General features: G+C 54.3%; 18 protein-coding genes. 9 read left to right on the forward strand and 9 right to left on the reverse strand.

What is annotated here, in order from left to right; translation table 11 throughout:
* Positions 1 to 12 precede the first annotated feature (12 nt).
* Entirely contained in the window at positions 13 to 525 is a 513-nt protein-coding gene (locus tag A9Q02_RS11310) for a hypothetical protein (protein WP_141508848.1), read from the reverse strand.
* Between the two features lie 628 nt (positions 526 to 1,153).
* Here A9Q02_RS11310 and A9Q02_RS11315 point away from each other — a divergent pair.
* From A9Q02_RS11315 to A9Q02_RS11350, 9 genes are all read left to right on the forward strand, one after another.
* Positions 1,154 to 1,813 (forward strand): PspA/IM30 family protein, encoded by a 660-nt coding sequence (locus A9Q02_RS11315; RefSeq protein WP_097653170.1) that lies wholly within the window; start codon positions 1,154 to 1,156, stop codon positions 1,811 to 1,813.
* Between the two features lie 101 nt (positions 1,814 to 1,914).
* On the forward strand, positions 1,915 to 2,100 hold the full coding sequence (locus A9Q02_RS11320; protein WP_245860518.1) for a zinc-ribbon domain-containing protein: 186 nt from the start codon (positions 1,915 to 1,917) through the stop codon (positions 2,098 to 2,100).
* A 2-nt stretch (positions 2,101 to 2,102) separates the two neighbouring features.
* Entirely contained in the window at positions 2,103 to 3,638 is a 1,536-nt protein-coding gene (locus tag A9Q02_RS11325; protein WP_097653174.1) for a phytoene desaturase family protein, read from the forward strand.
* Positions 3,639 to 3,654: 16 nt separating this feature from the next.
* Positions 3,655 to 4,521 carry a DUF547 domain-containing protein gene (locus A9Q02_RS11330; protein WP_097653176.1) on the forward strand — a complete coding sequence of 289 codons (867 nt, stop codon included), beginning with the start codon at positions 3,655 to 3,657 and terminating at the stop codon, positions 4,519 to 4,521.
* Between the two features lie 83 nt (positions 4,522 to 4,604).
* Complete coding sequence (locus A9Q02_RS24225) at positions 4,605 to 4,769, forward strand: hypothetical protein (protein ID WP_165360530.1); 165 nt, start codon at positions 4,605 to 4,607, stop codon at positions 4,767 to 4,769.
* Positions 4,770 to 4,863: 94 nt separating this feature from the next.
* Positions 4,864 to 5,103: a hypothetical protein gene (locus A9Q02_RS11335; RefSeq protein WP_097653177.1), complete on the forward strand. Its 240-nt coding sequence runs from the start codon at positions 4,864 to 4,866 to the stop codon at positions 5,101 to 5,103.
* A 72-nt stretch (positions 5,104 to 5,175) separates the two neighbouring features.
* Positions 5,176 to 5,931 (forward strand): YebC/PmpR family DNA-binding transcriptional regulator, encoded by a 756-nt coding sequence (locus A9Q02_RS11340; protein WP_097653179.1) that lies wholly within the window; start codon positions 5,176 to 5,178, stop codon positions 5,929 to 5,931.
* A 9-nt stretch (positions 5,932 to 5,940) separates the two neighbouring features.
* Entirely contained in the window at positions 5,941 to 6,435 is a 495-nt protein-coding gene (ruvC, locus tag A9Q02_RS11345) for a crossover junction endodeoxyribonuclease RuvC (protein WP_097653181.1), read from the forward strand.
* A gap of 10 nt (positions 6,436 to 6,445) precedes the next feature.
* Positions 6,446 to 7,141 carry a hypothetical protein gene (locus A9Q02_RS11350; RefSeq protein WP_097653183.1) on the forward strand — a complete coding sequence of 232 codons (696 nt, stop codon included), beginning with the start codon at positions 6,446 to 6,448 and terminating at the stop codon, positions 7,139 to 7,141.
* A gap of 76 nt (positions 7,142 to 7,217) precedes the next feature.
* Here A9Q02_RS11350 and A9Q02_RS11355 read toward each other — a convergent pair whose 3' ends face one another.
* The 8 genes from A9Q02_RS11355 to A9Q02_RS11390 all read right to left on the reverse strand — a co-directional run bounded on the left by A9Q02_RS11355 (position 7,218) and on the right by A9Q02_RS11390 (position 18,077).
* On the reverse strand, positions 7,218 to 8,528 hold the full coding sequence (locus tag A9Q02_RS11355; RefSeq protein WP_097653185.1) for a cellulase family glycosylhydrolase: 1,311 nt from the start codon (positions 8,526 to 8,528) through the stop codon (positions 7,218 to 7,220).
* Positions 8,529 to 8,703: 175 nt separating this feature from the next.
* Positions 8,704 to 10,497 (reverse strand): hypothetical protein, encoded by a 1,794-nt coding sequence (locus A9Q02_RS11360; RefSeq protein WP_097653186.1) that lies wholly within the window; start codon positions 10,495 to 10,497, stop codon positions 8,704 to 8,706.
* Between the two features lie 404 nt (positions 10,498 to 10,901).
* Entirely contained in the window at positions 10,902 to 12,704 is a 1,803-nt protein-coding gene (locus A9Q02_RS11365) for an NAD(P)/FAD-dependent oxidoreductase (RefSeq protein WP_097653188.1), read from the reverse strand.
* A gap of 743 nt (positions 12,705 to 13,447) precedes the next feature.
* Entirely contained in the window at positions 13,448 to 14,071 is a 624-nt protein-coding gene (locus A9Q02_RS11370) for a hypothetical protein (protein WP_097653189.1), read from the reverse strand.
* A 302-nt stretch (positions 14,072 to 14,373) separates the two neighbouring features.
* Positions 14,374 to 15,126 (reverse strand): SAM-dependent methyltransferase, encoded by a 753-nt coding sequence (locus A9Q02_RS11375; RefSeq protein ID WP_097653191.1) that lies wholly within the window; start codon positions 15,124 to 15,126, stop codon positions 14,374 to 14,376.
* 121 nt (positions 15,127 to 15,247) lie between these two features.
* On the reverse strand, positions 15,248 to 15,871 hold the full coding sequence (locus A9Q02_RS11380; protein WP_097653193.1) for a Uma2 family endonuclease: 624 nt from the start codon (positions 15,869 to 15,871) through the stop codon (positions 15,248 to 15,250).
* 256 nt (positions 15,872 to 16,127) lie between these two features.
* Positions 16,128 to 16,730, reverse strand: coding sequence for a Uma2 family endonuclease (locus A9Q02_RS11385; protein ID WP_097653195.1), 603 nt, complete (start codon positions 16,728 to 16,730; stop codon positions 16,128 to 16,130).
* 312 nt (positions 16,731 to 17,042) lie between these two features.
* Positions 17,043 to 18,077 carry an alpha/beta fold hydrolase gene (locus tag A9Q02_RS11390; RefSeq protein WP_097653197.1) on the reverse strand — a complete coding sequence of 345 codons (1,035 nt, stop codon included), beginning with the start codon at positions 18,075 to 18,077 and terminating at the stop codon, positions 17,043 to 17,045.
* Between the last annotated feature and the right edge of the window lie 5 nt (positions 18,078 to 18,082).

The following is an 18,082-nucleotide window of genomic DNA, read 5'->3' on the forward strand; positions in this document are numbered from 1 at the left end:
GGTGGTTTTTGCTTACAAAGGTGTAATGTTAGAGCCAACAAAAACGTACGTTTCGATCCAATCCGAAAAGCCAGCCACCCGAATACGTTCGAGCAAGGCTGGCGAAAGGGCAGTCAAACCATAGCTTACATTGACTTGATACGGTACTTCAAGGGCCTCGACCCCCTGACCCCGCAAAATAAAGCGCGCCTGCCCCACAAACGGCCCATTTATGCGTCCAAGGATCACTGATTGTTGTTGTACAGGATCGTACCACCAGAGTTCACTCCCAGTTGTCGTGAAAGCAAGAGGCGCAGCAAAAACCTGTCGATCAAGCTGTTGGAGCCGCCAGCGTTCCTCGTATGTCAATTGAGGTGGTGGAGGGACTGCGAGAGTTGGCAAGATTTCTGGAGCATGTGGAGGGTCAAGCGAAGGAAGTGGGGTGAAGGTTGGATCGAGGACAGCAGACGCTTCTGGTGGGGGTACAGCAGTCGCTGGATCAGGCGCGAGACTGCCGGGTGAAGTCGGATCTATCGCTATCGTCACCGTTGGGCTCGTGGGCCTTGGCAACACTGAGGGACGTTCCACCGGCGGCATCTGGCTTGTTTGCAACACAGTCATGCAACCCGACAGCAGAAAGATACTGCAGGTTAAAAAAAACAAACGAAGCCAACATCGAAATGAAGGTACTCCGCCTGATTGTCGGCAGATTAAGGTTCCCTTACGCTGATGGCTGACCACAGTCGTTCGCTTGCTACGGTAAGAGAAGAACCGTTGGTGGAAAGGCTCTGTACCGTTAACGTCAATGTTACATCCAGATTATGATACCACAGTTGTTGAACTTCTTTCGATGACGTGGCTGATCGCACGGCTACAAGAAGAGGCTGTCGAGCGTAGGTAGAAGGAAGGGAGCTACGCTATGTGGCAAAATCTGGGCAAACATCCTGCTGGCTCATCTCAGACGGAGATATGAGCGGAATAGGACCCACCAAGGGCCGGGATTAGTTAGAGAAAGGTTAGCATACTCGCTATCTCATGTCAATAGGCTCGTCACAATTGGGCAAAACCTGACTGCCATGCTAGAATGATAGAGTAGAACAATCTGGTGGGAATAGGGGTTCCGTACAATGATGCCGGAAACCAAGCGTACCAGTTAAGGGAGGAAACTTCGACCATGTCAATTCTTACGCGTATCAAAGATCTGGTCAGCGCGAATGTCAACTCGATGCTTGATCGTGCTGAAGATCCCGAGAAGATGGCCAACGAGTACCTGCGCCAACTCACCAACGAGCTCTACGAGGTTCGTACGGGGGTGGCAACGGCAATGGCCGATGAGACACGGCTTGAGCAGCGACGGATTTCGGCCTTTGCCGAAGCTGAGCAATGGACGGCGCGGGCCGAAGCGGCGCTCCGTGCTGGGGATGAAGAACTAGCCCGTGCGGCCCTTTCGCGCAAGGTACAGAGCCAAAAACTCGCCGAGCAGTTCCTCACCCAGGAACAGGCCCAGGAAGAGCAGGTCAACGCGATGCAGGATGGCCTGGTGCAACTCGAGACCCGCATTGCCGAGGTGAAGGCCAAGAAAGAACTGATCATTGCCAAGAAGAATCGGGCGCAAACTCAGGAAGCCCTGCAACGCACGGCACAGAGTATGAGCCAGTTCGGGACGATGGACAAGCTGAGTCAGTTGGAAGAGCGGGTTGATGACCAGTTGGCGAAGGCTGATGCAATGGCAAAACTCGAGCAGGGTTCACTCGAGGCACGCTTCGAGGATCTCTCGAAACGAACAGAAGTTGACTCAGAACTGGAAGAACTGAAGCGCAAACTTGGGATGTAAGCGCCTGGTGGGAACAATTGACGCCCCGTGCCGGGCAGGAGGGACTGCCCGGTTTTTTTTGTCGGGCAGGATGTGGGAACATTATGCCATTCTATAAAGATATGGATTTGATCTGTCGCAGCTGTGGCGAGCAATTTATCTTCACAGCAGGCGAACAGGAATTTTATGCCGATAAGGGTTTTCTGCATGAGCCGACCCGCTGCCCGCGGTGCCGGTCGCGACGCGATGGGCCACCATCGCGTCCGCGTGAGACTGAACCGCGGCAGGGTCGCCGGCCAAAGGATTAAGTATGCGTGACCGGAGTCCGCTGCGTGAGCGGTATGAAGTGGTGGTGATCGGGGCAGGCATTGGGGGGTTGACCGCAGGGGCACTGCTTGCCGCACGGGGCAAAGATGTGCTCGTGCTCGAGCAACACTATCTGCCGGGTGGTTCGGCACAGACCTTTCCCAGTGGGCGCTATCGGTTTGATGTTGGCCCAAAGCTCTTCTTTGGGATGGATCACGGTCGCGGCAATATGCGCTATCATCAAGAGGTTTTTGCCGAACTTGATGAATGGCCTGAATTAAGCTCGTACGAGAGTTACTACACCTTTCGGCACCCCCGAGGCACCTTGCGGATCGCTGGATCAACCGAGGAGTATCTTCACGAGTTGATCACGTGTTTTCCTGAGGAAGCGGCAGGAATCCGCGCTTTTTATCGCCGCCTCGATCAACTGCATGAGTTGTTTGTGGCAATGCCCAACCTACCCCTGGATGATCCCTGGACGTATGCAACCCTGCTGTGGCGTGTACCGCTTGAACGACTAGTTGAACTGAACCACTGGAGTCAAGTAACGCTCGGGGAGCTCTTTGACCGTTACATCACGTCGCCCGAGGTGCGCTCGATCATCAATGCCGAGATGATCGCCTTCTGTTACTCGGATCTTGACGAGACCCCGGCGGTTCTGGGGGCTTTGGTCTTGATCGAGCGGCATAAGGGAGGCGGCACCTTTACCAAAGGTGGGAGCGGTGAACTAGCAAAACTATTGATCCGGGGGCTTGAAAAGCATGGCGGGCGGATCAGTTATCGCAGCCCTGTGATACGGATCGGTGTCGAAGATGGACGCGCACGTGGGGTCGTGCTTGGTGATGGAACCCGGATCAAAGCCGACTGGGTGATCAGTAATGCCGGGGTGGTCAATACTTTTGGACGTACTGGAACCCCGGTTACGCCCCTCGTTGATCAGCGCTGGCTGAGACCGGCGACCCGCGCACGGGTTGACCAGTTGAAAATCACCGATTCATTTATCACGCTCTTTGCAGGTGTTGATGCAAGCGTCTTTCCTGAGGGAACCGACCCGCATACCCTCTATATTGATCACTATGCACAAACAGGCAATGATCTGCGCATGATCTGTTTCTGCAACTCGTCCTTCAAGGATCCGAGCCTGGCTCCGCCCGGAAAACATGCGCTGCAGATCGTCTATTTTGACCCTGACTATTGCCGATATGATGTGTGGCAACGGAATGAAGACTACGCTGCACGCAAAGCGGAAGCAACCGAGCGTGCGCTGACGATGGCCGAGCAGGTCTTTCCTGGCATCAGAGCAGGCATTGAGCGGTTGGAAGTCGGGACACCGCTGACCTACGAAGATTACCTGGCAAAATGGGGCGGCGGCTGGGGAGTCAGAATGAGCGTTGATCAGTTCGCTTTTCAGCGCTTCCAGCACAAAACCGACATTGACCGTCTGTTGCTGGTAGGGGCCGACACCCACCCTGGTATCGGGGTCGTGAGTGTCACCATGAGCGGCATCAACTGTGCGAGCCTTATTGCACGACCGCGCTAACGCAAGGAGAGCGGTCATGAACGAATTGATCCGGTTGCGCGAGGCGGCCCTCGGGCTCGTGAATGTGGGGCGTGGGAGGGACGTGTTAAATGAGGGGGGCTTTGACCCGGGAACAATCCCCATTCACGCCATCCCGGGTGCCATGGTGCAAGCTTTGCTCATGCTCAAAACGGCTGCAATTAGCGAAGATGGCGCGAAAGTGGCATACGAGACATTGCGTGCGAGCGAGGCATACCGCGAATTGCGCCGCCTGACGCCGCAATTGCGGCGGCTCACCCCAGAGGATCTCCCAAGCCAAACCGAGCGCCTAGCTTTTTGGATCAACCTCTACAACACACTTGTACTAGATGCTGTAATCAGCTATGACATCGAGCGCAGTGTGAACGAGCGCCTGGGGGGGCTAGGTTTCTTTCGGCGCGCAGCGTACAATGTAGGCGGCCTACGCTTCAGTGCCGACGATATTGAACATGGCATCTTGCGTAGCAATGCCTCACACCCCTTCTTGCCAGGACAACAGTTCGCCCAAGGCGATCCACGATTGGCTTGGATAATGGAGCGCCGCGACCCACGGATCCATTTTGCGCTCAACTGCGCGAGCCGCTCGTGCCCACCAATTGCCGCATACCGTGCCGATCAGATCGATGCGCAACTGGAACTAGCCGTGCGCAACTTTGTTGATGCCGAGACCAGCGTGGATCCGGCGGAAGAAACGCTGCAACTCTCGAGCATATTCAACTGGTTTCGGGACGATTTTGGTGGCCTGGACGGGGTCGTCGCCTTTGTACGACGCTATCTCCCGAACGATGAGCGGCGTGCATGGCTAGAGACCAGGCAAGAAATTGATCTGGTCTTTACCCCGTATAACTGGGAATTGAATCGTTAACATGCGACTCTTGACAGAGTAGAACAAAAATGCTATAATGGTGTCATGACCTGACTCAGGTAGAGGCTGGAAAGGTGACACCTATGTACGTGAAAGAGATAGTGTACGATCCCGAAACCCGTGACTTTGCGATGTACCTTGATGGAGACCTCGTTGGGTTTGCCCGCACCTATCATGAAGCCGAGAGCACACTGGACGAACTGGTCTACGAACTGTTGCGGAATGGGTATGTGCGAGAGGCAGCCTGAGCTTGCATTGTTGCCGTGCGCACAGAATCCGTTATAATGCTGAGAGCAGTGGCGCTCGTGTGAAGCGTCACATCTGTGCCAGAGCGAGGTCAGGATGGCTCAACAGCACTGGTGGCAGCGGGCAATAGCTGCAATTGATCGGGAATACGAGCGTCGTATTCGTGCGGCGAGTCTCGTAACGGAATATGGGGTTAGCCATCATCACCATGATGAGCACGATGATGATGGTGAGGTCGCCGAGATTATGAACATCCCGAAAGGCACCCGTATTGCACATCGTCCCTCAGATATGCCCATAGCTGCATCTTCTGTTGATGAGCAACCAGAGCGTTGAGTCCCTGTCATCCGGGACACAGAGGCAGTCGTGCAAACGAGCACATAGAAGCATTGACGGAGGTACGAGCGCATGTCCGGCCACTCGAAATGGCATACGATTCGGCGATCCAAAGGCGTTGCGGATCAGCGTCGCGGGCAACTGTTCACCAAACTTGCGCGTGATGTCACGCTTGCCGTACGTGAGGGTGGGAGTGGTGATCCTGATATGAATTTTCGCTTGCGTCTTGCGATTGACAAGGCAAAAGCGAATAATATGCCCAATGATAGCATTCAGCGTTCGATTGATCGTGGCCTGGGTAAAAACAACGAGGCGGCAATCGAAGAGGTTTTCTATGAAGGGTATGCCCCTGGAGGGATCGCGCTACTGATTGAGACGGCAACCGATAATCGTAACCGCACCAATTCTGATGTACGCTCAGCGATCAACAAAGCTGGGGGCAATCCTGGTGAGCCAGGTTCAGTGAGCTGGATGTTTGAGCAGAAGGGCTTGCTCACCGTCGATCTGACCGGGAGTAGCCTTGATATTGATGAAGTGCAGTTGATGGTGATTGACGCCGGGGCTGACGATGTCGAGGTTGATGGTGAAGCACTTGAGATCTATTGTGAATGGACCCAACTCAATGCCGTACGCCAGACACTGCTTGAGCACCAACTCCCGCTGACCGGTGCAGAAAAGACCATGCGCCCAAAGACGCTGGTGCAACCCGATGAAAAAGATGCCCTTGCCGCCATGCGTTTGATGGAGAAACTCGAAGATCTTGACGATGTACAGAAGGTCTACTCGAATCTCGACATTACCGAGGAACTGGCTGCCAGATTTGAGTAAGTTAGTATCATGCGAACGCTAGGCATTGATCCCGGGCTGGCAACAATGGGTTGGGGAATTGTTGAGGAACAAGGTGGTCAGTTACGCCTGATAGCAGTTGGCGCACTGACCACACCAGCGGGCACGCCGCTTCCTGAACGGTTGCACTACCTGTACAATGAACTGTGCAGGCTGATCGCCGAGCATCGCCCACAGTCAGCTGCGATTGAAGAGCTCTTTTTTGGCAAAAATGTCAACACTGCACTGACCGTCGGGCAGGCACGCGGGGTTGCCCTGCTCGCACTGGTGCAGGCGCATGTGCCTGTCTTTGAATATAAGCCTACGGTCGTCAAGCAGGCTGTAGCTGGTTATGGCGGGGCAGATAAAAAGCAGATGCAAGAGATGGTGCGGATGACACTTGATTTAAACCTCGTGCCCAAACCCGATGATGCAGCTGATGCGCTTGCGATTGCTATTTGTCATGTCTATAGTAATCCGATGTTGCGTCGCCTCGGTGAGGCATAAACGAACAATAATGTCAAAACGACGTACGGGGGCACCCGCAGATCTTGAAGAGGTGTACCCCGATCGCTTTATAGTGCATAATCCTGCGGTTGGTCCAAGCCTGCGTGGCGAGGGTGATCGTGAGGGCGATCGTTTTGTCCTGACGTCATGGCGACGCGAGGGCTTCCTGGCACGTGTCCGTGGGAAAACATTTGTCGTGCTGACCCTCGCCGATCAGATTACGCTGCTTCCTCCATTGCCCCGCGTGACGACATCGGGTGCGCCCATTCTCTATACACCCGGACAAGGGCAACGGGTGAGTTATTTTGCCGGCGTGATCGGGTGGCAACCTGCTGCGGAGGCGCTCGATGCACCGGGAGCATATCATCTGGTTGATGGATCGGTTATCCGACGGCGTAGAGGGCGCGGCCCCGGTCACTACTACCACGTACGCAAGGGTAAACTGGTCACCCTTGATGAAGATGAGGCCCTGAGGTATGGCTATGCAATAACTGCCCATACTCAGACACAGGTCGTGGTTGCCTATCAAGGGCATGATGGGCAGTACCAGATACCGGATCTCTTGCTGCCAAATGCCCATCGTACCCTGCTTGGACGCTTGATTGTTGGCAAGCAGGGTGAGGATTACGCTTTTGGGCCTGAGGCACTGGGCTTGATCGAGGTATTGCTGGGGACGCTGGGGATTGAGCTTGACCTTGAGGGATAACCACTGGCGGTCTCACCTCTCTTGCCAGTTTCGCTGGCAAGAGAGGTGAGACCATCAGGATTGTTTGAACCCAACGCTAGCGTCCCTGTTTGGCCTTTAACTCAGCGATCGTGCTTTGCACAGCCAGGAATGAAGGTCGCGGACTCCAATCGGGGTTGAGGATACCGAAAGAACCCTGTTCGTGATTGGGGTCAAGCCCATTTTCAGCTTTGGTGACAGCAAAGTTCATATTCCAGAGGAACATATTGCCGACGAAGGGATAGAGCTCGAAGGTACGGCGCATTGCCCCGGTAATATATTCGGCCTGTTGTTCGAGGGAGACAAAGTTGCCAAATTCATAGCCGGGAGTGACATTAGGGGTAGCCCAGCCATACTCGGTAATCCAGATACGCTTATCGGCCATACCATACTCTTCCATCCAGCCACGCACCTTTTCGATATGGCGGAAATAGTGGGTGGAATCATCGTTCCAACAGCGATCAGGGGCTGGTTCGCACCCCTCGATAAAACTGGGATTATCAGGCCAGAGCGTATCAGGGGGGTTAGCAGCGCCACCGGGATGGACGGCCTGGATGTCGAAGTAGTTCCGCACCTCGCCGCCATTGTAAGTATACATTGCCTGGTAGAACTCTCGGTCAGAGAGCGCAACCGAAGGATTGGTCACTGCACTTGACGAAGAAGCTGCGGCAAGCACGAGGGCATCGGGATCAATGGCCTTGATGCGCTCGTAAGCAAGCTTCAGCATTTCGACATAGCGGCCAACATCAGCCGTCGTAATTGTGCCACCCGTCTCGTGGGCAAGATTCGGTTCATTCCAGATCTCGTAGGCGTGGATCTGGCCCTTATAGCGTTCGGCGAGCACAGCCATAAAATTGGCAAAAGTGGCCGGGTCATCAGGGAGACCATTGGTTGCGCTATACGCGGTAGGTGAGCGCACAACATTGACGAGCAAGCGCACCCCATAGGCATTGGCGGTAGCGACAATCGGATCAATCTCGTCCCAGGCCCAGATCCCATTGACTGGATCTTCGATATCGCGCCAATAGATCTGCTGGCGCACCCAATCAAACCCAGCATTGCGGGTCAATTGGAGGACGCGCTCGCGGTCGGTATAGTAGAGGTGGGCGACAACCCCGAATTGCAGATCGTCGGGATCGAGAGAGATCGCGGTCGGTTCTGCGGTTGGAGCATCCGACGAGCCACTAGTGGGAGGCGTCGGTAGCACCGGAGTATCTGCGGGTGTTGCAGGATCAGGAACGGTAGTCGGAACAGATACGGCCGAGGTCGGCCCTGGATCAACCGTTGGCGCGCTGCCACAGGCCGCAATGAGTGGCACGAGCATCATCAAGATCAGCAGAGCACTGAACCTGGATTGCCGGTAAGACATCGCACAACTCCTTCTAAGACAAGGATTTAGGAGATAGAGAACAGGAACTAGGTCGAGCACATCAGGATGCGATGCACCCTCAGGACTGTAAAGTAGCCTGAAAGCTTGTCTAAGACTGGAAAATGGCTCAGGAAGACATTGCTTCCTGAGCCACCATACCTAGACATCTACGCTATCAGCGTTTCGGAAACGCCTGAAGAGCATTATAGACAGGCCGTGGGCTCCAATCAGGATTGAGCACCCCAAAGGCAGCCTGTTCATGCAACGGATTGCCTTCATAGGCCCAAGGGATCGCAAAGTTCAGGTTCCAAACGAACATTGCGCCAACCCATGGTGCCCAGTTATTGCGCCCAATTTCGAGGGCACGCACGGTCCATTCGGCCTGCTGTTGGAACGAAATCCGATTACCATACTCGTAGCCAGGAGTATTATTGGCCGTAGCCCAACCGAACTCGGTGATCCAGATCTGATAATCACCCATCCCGTTCGCAACGAGGACATTGCGGGTATCCTCAATACGGCGGAAGTAGAACTCGCGGCTATTGCGCCAGTTGGGGCCAGGGCCGGGATTGTCAGGCCACATCGTATCAGGGGGATTGTACTGACCACCGGGATGCAGACCGATAGCATCAACGCTTGCGCGGAAGCGCGGATTGATGGCCATCTGGCGAACAAATTCGGTATCGCTAATAGCGATATCGGCGCGGTTCGTTTCGGTGCTCGTCGGGGCACCACTGACGACAATCGCATTGGGGTCAGCGGCCTTGATCGGGCCATAAGCAGCGGCGAGCATATCAACATAATAGTCGGCACTCGCAACACGCCCGCCAATACCACCATCGGTAGCACAATCACCACCGTTTTCACAGGCGCGATTCTGTTCATTCCAGATCTGATAGGCCTGAACGCGACCGCGGTAGCGAGCGGCCATCTGGCCCATAAAGTTACCAAAATCGCGGAAGTTCTCGCGTCGTGGCATCCCGGGACCACCGGCCCAATCAGGGGCCGAGACCACACTGATCAAGAGCTTGACCCCCTGGTTGCTCGCATCGGCCACGATATCATCAAGTTCGGCCCAGTAGATCGCGCCAGAGCGGTCATGCAGGTCACGCCAGCGGATCTGCTGCCGAATCCAGGGCATGCCGGCATTTTTGGCGAGGGTTAGCGCACGATTGCGATCCTGCCACGCCGTACCCTGCCCATAGAGATGGGCGTTGAAACCGTAGATGAACGGCTGGGGCAGTGAATCCGCCGCACTGCGTGGGTTAAAGGCAGGATTGTTGCGATGGAACTTGTCACGATACTCGTTGCCAAGAAGACCGAGCAGAATGCGATAACGAGGATCAGGCTGATTGGGATGCCACTCCATACGCTGGCGCTCAAAGTACTGCACCCAGTAGGTCTGCCCATCGGCCTGATTGACCTCCTGGAACTGCTCACTGAGGGGATAGCCAAAGACCTCTAGGCCACCATTGCGCTGCCAGAAATCACGGAACGGCGCAGGGCTATTGCGCAGCGTATGGCCGCTTTCGGCAAACCAGGTACCATCACCGGGGTTACCGACGCGCTGGAAGGCGGGCTCATTCTCACGACCACGAGCGAGTTGCTGGCCCATCAAGCGACCAAGCACATAAAACCGGTTACCCTGCTGACCAAAATTCTGAGGATGCTCTTCGAGTACCGCGCGCTCGAAATATTGCACACGATAGTACTGACCAGGATTAGTAAAACTCTCTTCGATGAAGGGTGCCGAGATGGGGAACCCGAGTACGAAGAGGGCATTCGGCGTATTCCGCCATTTCTCAAGGAAACCATTGACAGCGGCCTGGCCCGTTTCGCTAAAATAACGAGCCTGGAAGGGAGGGAAGGTATCGGGGACACTTGGCTGGGCAACGGTAGGGCGGGGCCATGCAAGCATGGTAGCCATCATTGCGACCAGCACCAGGGCGACGATGATCCGTCTGGCCATGCATTTTCTCCTCATGTTGTGTCAGCAAAGGTCTTTACGCCTGAACCTTTTGCTAACAATTGTAGCATAGAAGCCTGATATCTGTCTGATGGTGTGCTGAATGGAAAATTAGGTTTCACTGTCTGTATCGATACTGGTTGCTGAATGTGGTGAAGACCGGTGTGCGGTTCCGACCAGGGCTATTCAGGTAGGCGAAATGTGGAGGTGGAATGGATCGGTCAGGCGGCGCAAACCAGGACATCTATGCATCTAGGTGGTTCCTATCAGACCGAGGCGATTATACGTGGATGCTGACTGACCGTCAAGCGTTGGGGGGATTGATAGAGCGTGGGCAGCGTTCTGGAGCGTAGCCCCAGAACACTGCCCACGCCGTTTAGGGTGGCAGGCTTCAACTTTGGCCTGGATCACGCCGTATGATAGACTTCGGCGAGGCCATAGACAGGGGTTGGAAGGCCTTCGAAGCGAGCTTTGAGTTGCAGGGCAAGAAATTGGGAGTAGTGACGGGACTGGTGGAGGTTGCCACCGTGAAACCAGAGTCCTTCCTGGCGGGTTGGTTTCCACATATTGCGTTGCTCGCCTTCCCAGGGGCCGGGATCTTTGGTAGTATCCGAACCGAGGCCCCAACATTTACCGACTTTGTCGGCGACCTCCTGGGAGATCAGGCGGGCGGCCCAGCCATTCATTGAGCCATAGCCAGTGGCGTAGACAACAAGATCGGCAGGAAGTTCGGTTCCATCGGTGAGCACCACCGCATCTTCGGTGAGATAGGCAACATCGTGGCCGCTCTTGAGCTTGATCTTGCCATCAATGATCAATTGCGAAGCGCCTACATCAATATAGTAGCCCGAGCCGCGGCGGAGGTACTTCATAAAGAGGCCGGAGCCATCATCGCCCCAATCGAGCATAAAACCTGCGGCGCTCAATTTTTCATAAAAATCCGCATCCCGCCGGGCCATCTCCTGATAGATCGGAATCTGGAACTCGTGCATAATTTTGTAGGGGATCGAGGCAAAGATGAGGTCGGCTATATCGGTGGTGATGCCATTCGCGACAGCTTGTTCGGAATAGAGGCCACCGAGGGCCAGTTCCATCAGCGTATCTGAACGGGCAATGTGCGTTGACGAACGCTGCACCATGGTCACATCGGCCCCATGTTCCCACAGAGCAGCGCAGATGTCGTGCGCGGAATTATTCGACCCGATCACGACACACTTTTTGCCACGAAATTCTTCGCCACCCGGATGCTTGCTGGAGTGGTGCTGGACACCCTTGAACTTGTCAGCTCCGGGAATACTGGGGACGTTAGGTACACCAGACATGCCGGTAGCAAGCACGAGTTGTTTGGGACGTAACACGACCTGCTCACCCTTACGCTCAACCACAACCTCCCATTCGCCAGTGGCCTCGTCATAGTGGGCCGACTTCGCCTCGGTCGAGGTCCAGTAATTGAGTTCCATCACCTTGGTATACATTTCGAGCCAGTCACCGATTTTATCTTTGGGAGCAAAGACGGGCCAGTGATCGGGGAAGGGGATATAGGGGAGGTGATCGTACCAGACCGGGTCGTGGAGGCAGAGTGAGCGATAGCGCTTGCGCCACGAGTCGCCGGGGCGTTCGTGTTTTTCGAGGATGATTGTAGGGACATTGAGGCGCTTGAGGCGCGCACCGAGGGCAATGCCACCCTGTCCACCGCCAATAATCAAGACATAGGGCTGTTTGGTGTAGCCGAGTTCGGCCTCTTCCTGTTGCTTGCGCTCGAGCCAGATCTGACGATTCGGGACAATACCGTGCTCAACGCCGCGAGGGCGTGTTCGTCCGTGTGGTTCTTCGTAACCTTTGAGCTCGATCATTGTGGTCAGAAGAGTCCAGCAATGATCACCTTTGAGGCGAAGATGGCCTTTGCCACGGGCAAGCCTAGTTTCAAACGTAAACCAACTCTCAGTGACTCCACCGGCCTCGGTCGCTTCACCTTCAATACGCCACGCATGGGGTTGCACCTGATTGAGCGTGGTTTCAAGCATGGCCTGAATCGCGTCACGACCCTCTATGGTCTTGATATTCCAGGTAAAAGAGACCAGATCACGCCAGTAACTATCGGCATCAAAGAGCGCCGTTGCTCCCGCTATATCCCCCTGCTCAAGGCTGGTTCCGAAAGCATCCAGCCACTTCACGACTCGTTCGGTCGGCATACGTGTCGCCTCGCTCATACTCTACTCCTTGTCACATCATCATTGACGTAGCACTCTCCCTGAGACTACGATGATTCAGGCTCGCACCAGGCTTGAACAACGCTGTTCAGGTGGCAACGCAACCACGATGCGGCCCAGGCCGTGCTGCTTCGGAGCGCACGACTAGGCCAAAAGGACACGCTGGCAAGGTGTGTCACATGTGCTCGCACAGATTTCATACTCAGGGTAGATATAGTATAGCATATATATTATGTGGGTGAGGTACTGATTGGGGGCGCGAGGCGATGCGAGCTCAAGGCTGAGTGATTTGACCAATGCGTTCAATCCCGCCCGGGCAATATCGGGGATTGCGCCGCCAGAAAGCGGTAAGCGCGTGCGATTCGAAGTAATCATGACCACGCGTGCATGCGCCTGGGCAATCAACCGCGGGATCGCGGCTTTCGCGAGGGCAAGCTGTGCCCTGCGGCTTGTTGGGCAGGCGCTCAGTTGATGGCCGTGAAGGGCTGCGGCTTACCGCCCGAGTGCAATTGAACCCGCTACCCGGATAGCGGCGGTGCCTCCCAGCCAGATCGTGCCGTCGGAATCGAACTCCACTTCGATCCTACCATCGCGGCCCAAGACTCGCCCTTGCGCGGCGATGTAGCGCGATGCGGTGAGCACCCCGTTGCGCCGAATCACGGCGGCGACGCAGCCGTTGCCGCTACCGCACACTCCGTCCTGGGGATGCCGTTGGCTCTAAGGAATCGTAAATACTTTTTGCTTCATTCTATGATTGATGAGGCAATAGGAAGACCTGTCATTGACGTAAGGATGCCCATAATCTTTTCCACGTTGTCAATATAATATTCTCGGTCATCAATACGAATAACATCGGTTTCAAGTTGGAGAAATCGCCAGTTTGTTCCTGTGGTAACGGCTCCATAAATAATGGGAATGCTATTTTGTTCCCGCTCATTAAAGCGTTGTGCTGCAATCATTGCGGCAATGCACTGCGCAAATCCTCCTTTGATATTCTCATTTTTTGCTTCAAAAATAATGAGTACTGGTGCGCTGATAAAGAGTTGTTGCGATGATTGTGAAATAATGTAATCACAAATTCCATTGAGTCCTTGCGTAGCATCAACCGAAAAATCGACGCCAGAGAATAAACTCGTTGTTCGCCCGGTCTGCTTCCGCAATTCGACCAAAATAGGCGCAATAAGGAGTTCTGACCGTACTTTTTCTGTGTTGATGGCAAGGGCAAGAGACAGCGTTTCATGCAACGTTTCGGTCAGCCAGGCACTGACGGGAACACTTGGGGTCTCTGAGAATAAAGCGACATTTTCATCAATGATAAGATGAAAGCGCTGCTTCAGATCGACGAGTTTGAAATCACTGTAGGCCATGAGGCTCTCCTTAGGCTCGGGACGATACGTCTATTGTAGCAACAGGGCCGACGTTACGCAATAAAACACGCCGGTTGTCTTTCTCCGTTCAGCGAAAAACGGTTTACGTATAGATACGCTCAACAGCCGCGGCTCCACTTGAGCGTGCCGAGCGTCGGATGCTCGATGTCAGAGGTCTTGAAGAGGCCGAACATGTGCTTAGCCCTCGGGTTGCGCCGCGCCGCCTAACGGATAGCGTCAGTTGCGCCGCTCTTGGGAGGCGTCCACTAGCAAGCCGAGCGTTAGGCAGCCGAGGTGGCGCACTATGACGGACGATGTCTGAAGACGTATATCGCCCAGCCCAAGGTGTCTCGCCCCCAGCGAAGATACTCAGCCTTGCCTTTGGCTACGCGCTCCAAGAGCTCGGGCAGATCGGGATCGTCTGGGTGACAGCGGGCGTATTCAGCCGCCGCATACCATTGCAGGCCTTCGTACTTGTCCCAGTCATCCTTGCTGCTCACAAACGTGTGAACCAGCTCGAGCCCCCGTAGTTCACCGGCCTCTGCGTTGCCAACATGTGTCCCAAAGCTGTCTCTGCTGGCCCCCGATGCCGCAAGATATTCCTCTGAGGGCTGCTGAAGCCAGTAGGGCTCCCCGACAATCACCCAACCACCGGGCGCAACCATGCCCGAGAGCGCGTCCAGAGTCGCTGCGTGACCACCGAACACCCAGCTGGCGCCGATGCAGGAGGCCAGCGTCAAGCTGCGCGGCTCTTCGGGCCTGAAGTCGGAGCCGTTCATCTGACTGAAGACGACCTTTGCCCCCTGCACTCGCATCTGCAGCTGCCTCTGTGCGTCGGCGATGCAGAATGGTGAAATATCAATTCCGATTCCACGGATGCCATACGCTTCAGCCAAGCGAATCAGGAACTCACCTTTTCCACAGGCGATGTCGACCACGTGCGCTTCCGCTGGAAGCCGCAAGAGACCGACAAGTCGCGCCAGTTTTTCGTTGCTTGTGGGATTACACACCACGTGTTCGCGGTGTGTAATGTCGTAGAATTTCCACGTGTCCATGTTTCTCAATCCTTCGACGGATCCAACGCACAGCTGTTAGCTACCCTTATCATCTCGATGGTCACAGGTCGACGCCGATGGGAGACTTCTGACTGCAGTGCGGCGCTGCCGCCGCTCCCGTTCATTCGTCGCACTCTTCGTTGGCTGCTTCGCGGGTTATCCCCATTTTGTTGGGTGCTAATTCAACTTTCTCATAGACATCCTCAATGGTCAAGACACAATCAATTGAGCGAATGCTGACGTGTGCCGTTATGCCAATGGCCTCATACAAAAGCCATATTCCATGTTCCTGGCGTGTGAAGTGCTCAATCCGATGATCATCTTGCGCTATCAGGATATAATCCTGGAACGATGGGATCGTTCGATACTGTTGAAACTTCATGCCACGATCGTACCGTTCCGTTGATGGTGAGAGGACTTCAATAATAACGGTTGGATTCGTGATCGTAAGGCGTGATGCTTCAATAAACTGTGGCTGTCCGCACACAACCGTTACATCCGGATACGTGTGCAACCCAGTGGTCAAAACTTTAATCCGCTGATCACTAGGATAGACACGGCATGGACGGCGACGCAGTTGTGCATGCAGTGACGCATAGGCATTTCCTGCCAACAAATTGTGCGGCTCGGTTCCGCCCGTCATGGCAAAAATATCACCCTGATAATATTCGTGCTTGCGGGAGCTTGCCACCTCAAACTCGATATACTCTTCTTCCGTCATATATCGTTTTGGCTGTGCCGTCATCGCTGCCTCCATGCGGTCTGCGTACCAGAGATACCTCAATCATAGCGCGCATGTTCTGTAAATTCAAGCCCCGAACATACGCGTATGATTGTGGACTGAGCCGTACCGCCTCGCCATACGGCTCGTAGTGCGCGAAGAGGGCTCTTTGCAGTTCGCTTTGCACCCGCGCCAAGTCCGCCGGGGCGGCGATTGCGTGCGCGAGCGCTTCTGGGTCTGGCCCCTTGCGGGAACCGGCGATGACAAGGGGCACCTTACGCTACGTTCGGTCTTCCGAAGGCGATTCGGGAGGAAGATCGACAAGTTCATAGACATCCGCAAGAGCAAGCGCACACTGGATGGACTCAAGGGTAATTACGGAATCAACACCTACTGCTTCAGTCAAAATCCATGTATTCTCTTCATAACGTGTATATCGTTCGATATGATGTTTATTCTGAGCAATGAGAATATACTCTTTCAGGGATGCGATCGTACGATAATTTTGAAATTTAACCCCACGGTCATACCGTTCTGTCGATGGGGAAAGGATTTCAAGAATGATCGTAGGGTTAAGCAGCGTATCTCTTTTCGTCATGTCAGTAAACTCAGGCGTTCCACAAACAATCGTTATATCAGGATAGGTATATAAGCCAGTTTTAACTATTTTAATCCGCATATCACTTGGATATATTCGACAGCCTCGTCCCCGAATTTGGGCGTATATGCTCGCATTTACGCTACTCGCGATCAAATTATGCGCCTCACTTGCGCCTGACATGGCAAAAAGCTCACCGGCATAATATTCATGCTTGATCGTGCTCACACGTTCACGCTCAAGGTATTCTGTTTCGGTAAGATATGGCCGTGGTTGGGCAGTCATTTATCCCATCCTTCGTCTTCAGTGATCATATCTTCTGCGAAGCACAACGATATACGTGATCATATCAGATTGCACAAGGAAATGCAAGCACACATGTGTTGTTTCGATGCTTGGCATTGGTGCTCGGGTTGAGTGCGGCCCAACGACCATGCATCAGGCGCCGGTGGAACAGCTTTCTGGAGTGGTACAGTGTTGGTGTGCTCCTGGTTTCCAAAATCGCCCCGCTTCCGCCGGTCGCCTGCATGCGGTGTTAGGCGCAGGCGCGGAGCAACTCTCGTTACGCTCGGTTGCGTCAGGCGGTATTGCTATTCCTTACTTTGCTAAATGAGAAAGAATCCTTGCATGTATGCTGCCCATATTCGGATACGGAAACACATGCCCCACGCCTTCAAGCCACAGCGCTTCTGCTCCCGGTATCAGTTCGGCCACCCTTTTACCGTGATCGATAGGAAATACCTTGTCGTCCGTTCCGTGAATGACGAGCGTCGGCACCTCAAGCATTCTCAAACTCTCGTAGCGTGAGCCGCTGACATCGCTCGCCGCCCGGTGTTGCAATAAGGCCTTGATGTTAAATCCTTTTCTCTCTCGCAGTTCGTATAAGACGACTTCCGCTGTCTCTTGTATATCTACTTCGATTCCAGCCATGACCATTTTCGCGATTCGTTCCTTGATAAGATTCTTCTCTCCTCCCATGAGGCGGTACTTTAAGATCGGCAAGCCCTGCGCAATCGACATGAAGAAATGCCGCGATGAGAGAATCGGGAGCTGCGGGTCTCCCGCGCATCCAGATGTTGACATAAGCGTGAGCGAGGAAACCCGTTCGGGATTATGGACGGCGATTTCCTGGGCGACCATGCCGCCGAGCGACAAGCCGACCAGGTGTGCTTGATCCACATTGAGCGCATCAAGTACCGCGACAGCATCTTTCGCCATATCCGCAAGCGAGTACGGATGCTTGCTGTTCCAATGCTCCACCCAATCGGACATGCCCGTTCCGCGAAAGTCATAGCGGATGACACGATATCCGGCATCCACAAAAGCTCGCACGAACATGGGAGGCCACGCGATCGCATCGCCCGCCATCCCCGTGTTGAGGAGAACCACTCCTTGAGGTTCACCTGCGGGAGCAATACATTCATACCAAATCTGCAATCCGTCTGACGTAACAAAGCCTGCCTCGCCCCGGATAACCTGCGGCAATTCACTTTTCAAAACATTCTCAATGATCGCATCCGTATCGGACGGCAGTTTCGGCCCACCAAGAACGAGATATGTCGCAAGGGCAAGCAACAACACGAGAAAAAATATAAGAAAATACATCACGATCCCTTTGGGACTTTTCAACATGTTCG

The organism is Candidatus Chloroploca asiatica, from assembly GCF_002532075.1.
GTDB classification, from domain to species: Bacteria; Chloroflexota; Chloroflexia; order Chloroflexales; family Chloroflexaceae; genus Chloroploca; species Chloroploca asiatica.

What these genes read in the sequence shown, in the direction of transcription:
- A9Q02_RS11315 (WP_097653170.1), top strand. Translation starts at nt 1,154, where the DNA reads ATGTCAATTCTTACGCGTATCAAAGATCTGGTCAGCGCGAATGTCAAC.
- A9Q02_RS11375 (WP_097653191.1), bottom strand. Translation starts at nt 15,126, where the DNA reads ATGGACACGTGGAAATTCTACGACATTACACACCGCGAACACGTGGTG.
- A9Q02_RS11350 (WP_097653183.1), top strand. Translation starts at nt 6,446, where the DNA reads ATGTCAAAACGACGTACGGGGGCACCCGCAGATCTTGAAGAGGTGTAC.
- A9Q02_RS11380 (WP_097653193.1), bottom strand. Translation starts at nt 15,871, where the DNA reads ATGACGGCACAGCCAAAACGATATATGACGGAAGAAGAGTATATCGAG.
- ruvC (WP_097653181.1), top strand. Translation starts at nt 5,941, where the DNA reads ATGCGAACGCTAGGCATTGATCCCGGGCTGGCAACAATGGGTTGGGGA.
- A9Q02_RS11320 (WP_245860518.1), top strand. Translation starts at nt 1,915, where the DNA reads ATGGATTTGATCTGTCGCAGCTGTGGCGAGCAATTTATCTTCACAGCA.
- A9Q02_RS11325 (WP_097653174.1), top strand. Translation starts at nt 2,103, where the DNA reads ATGCGTGACCGGAGTCCGCTGCGTGAGCGGTATGAAGTGGTGGTGATC.
- A9Q02_RS11355 (WP_097653185.1), bottom strand. Translation starts at nt 8,528, where the DNA reads ATGTCTTACCGGCAATCCAGGTTCAGTGCTCTGCTGATCTTGATGATG.
- A9Q02_RS11385 (WP_097653195.1), bottom strand. Translation starts at nt 16,730, where the DNA reads ATGACTGCCCAACCACGGCCATATCTTACCGAAACAGAATACCTTGAG.
- A9Q02_RS11370 (WP_097653189.1), bottom strand. Translation starts at nt 14,071, where the DNA reads ATGGCCTACAGTGATTTCAAACTCGTCGATCTGAAGCAGCGCTTTCAT.
- A9Q02_RS11340 (WP_097653179.1), top strand. Translation starts at nt 5,176, where the DNA reads ATGTCCGGCCACTCGAAATGGCATACGATTCGGCGATCCAAAGGCGTT.
- A9Q02_RS24225 (WP_165360530.1), top strand. Translation starts at nt 4,605, where the DNA reads ATGTACGTGAAAGAGATAGTGTACGATCCCGAAACCCGTGACTTTGCG.
- A9Q02_RS11330 (WP_097653176.1), top strand. Translation starts at nt 3,655, where the DNA reads ATGAACGAATTGATCCGGTTGCGCGAGGCGGCCCTCGGGCTCGTGAAT.
- A9Q02_RS11335 (WP_097653177.1), top strand. Translation starts at nt 4,864, where the DNA reads ATGGCTCAACAGCACTGGTGGCAGCGGGCAATAGCTGCAATTGATCGG.
- A9Q02_RS11360 (WP_097653186.1), bottom strand. Translation starts at nt 10,497, where the DNA reads ATGGCCAGACGGATCATCGTCGCCCTGGTGCTGGTCGCAATGATGGCT.
- A9Q02_RS11390 (WP_097653197.1), bottom strand. Translation starts at nt 18,077, where the DNA reads ATGTTGAAAAGTCCCAAAGGGATCGTGATGTATTTTCTTATATTTTTT.
- A9Q02_RS11365 (WP_097653188.1), bottom strand. Translation starts at nt 12,704, where the DNA reads ATGAGCGAGGCGACACGTATGCCGACCGAACGAGTCGTGAAGTGGCTG.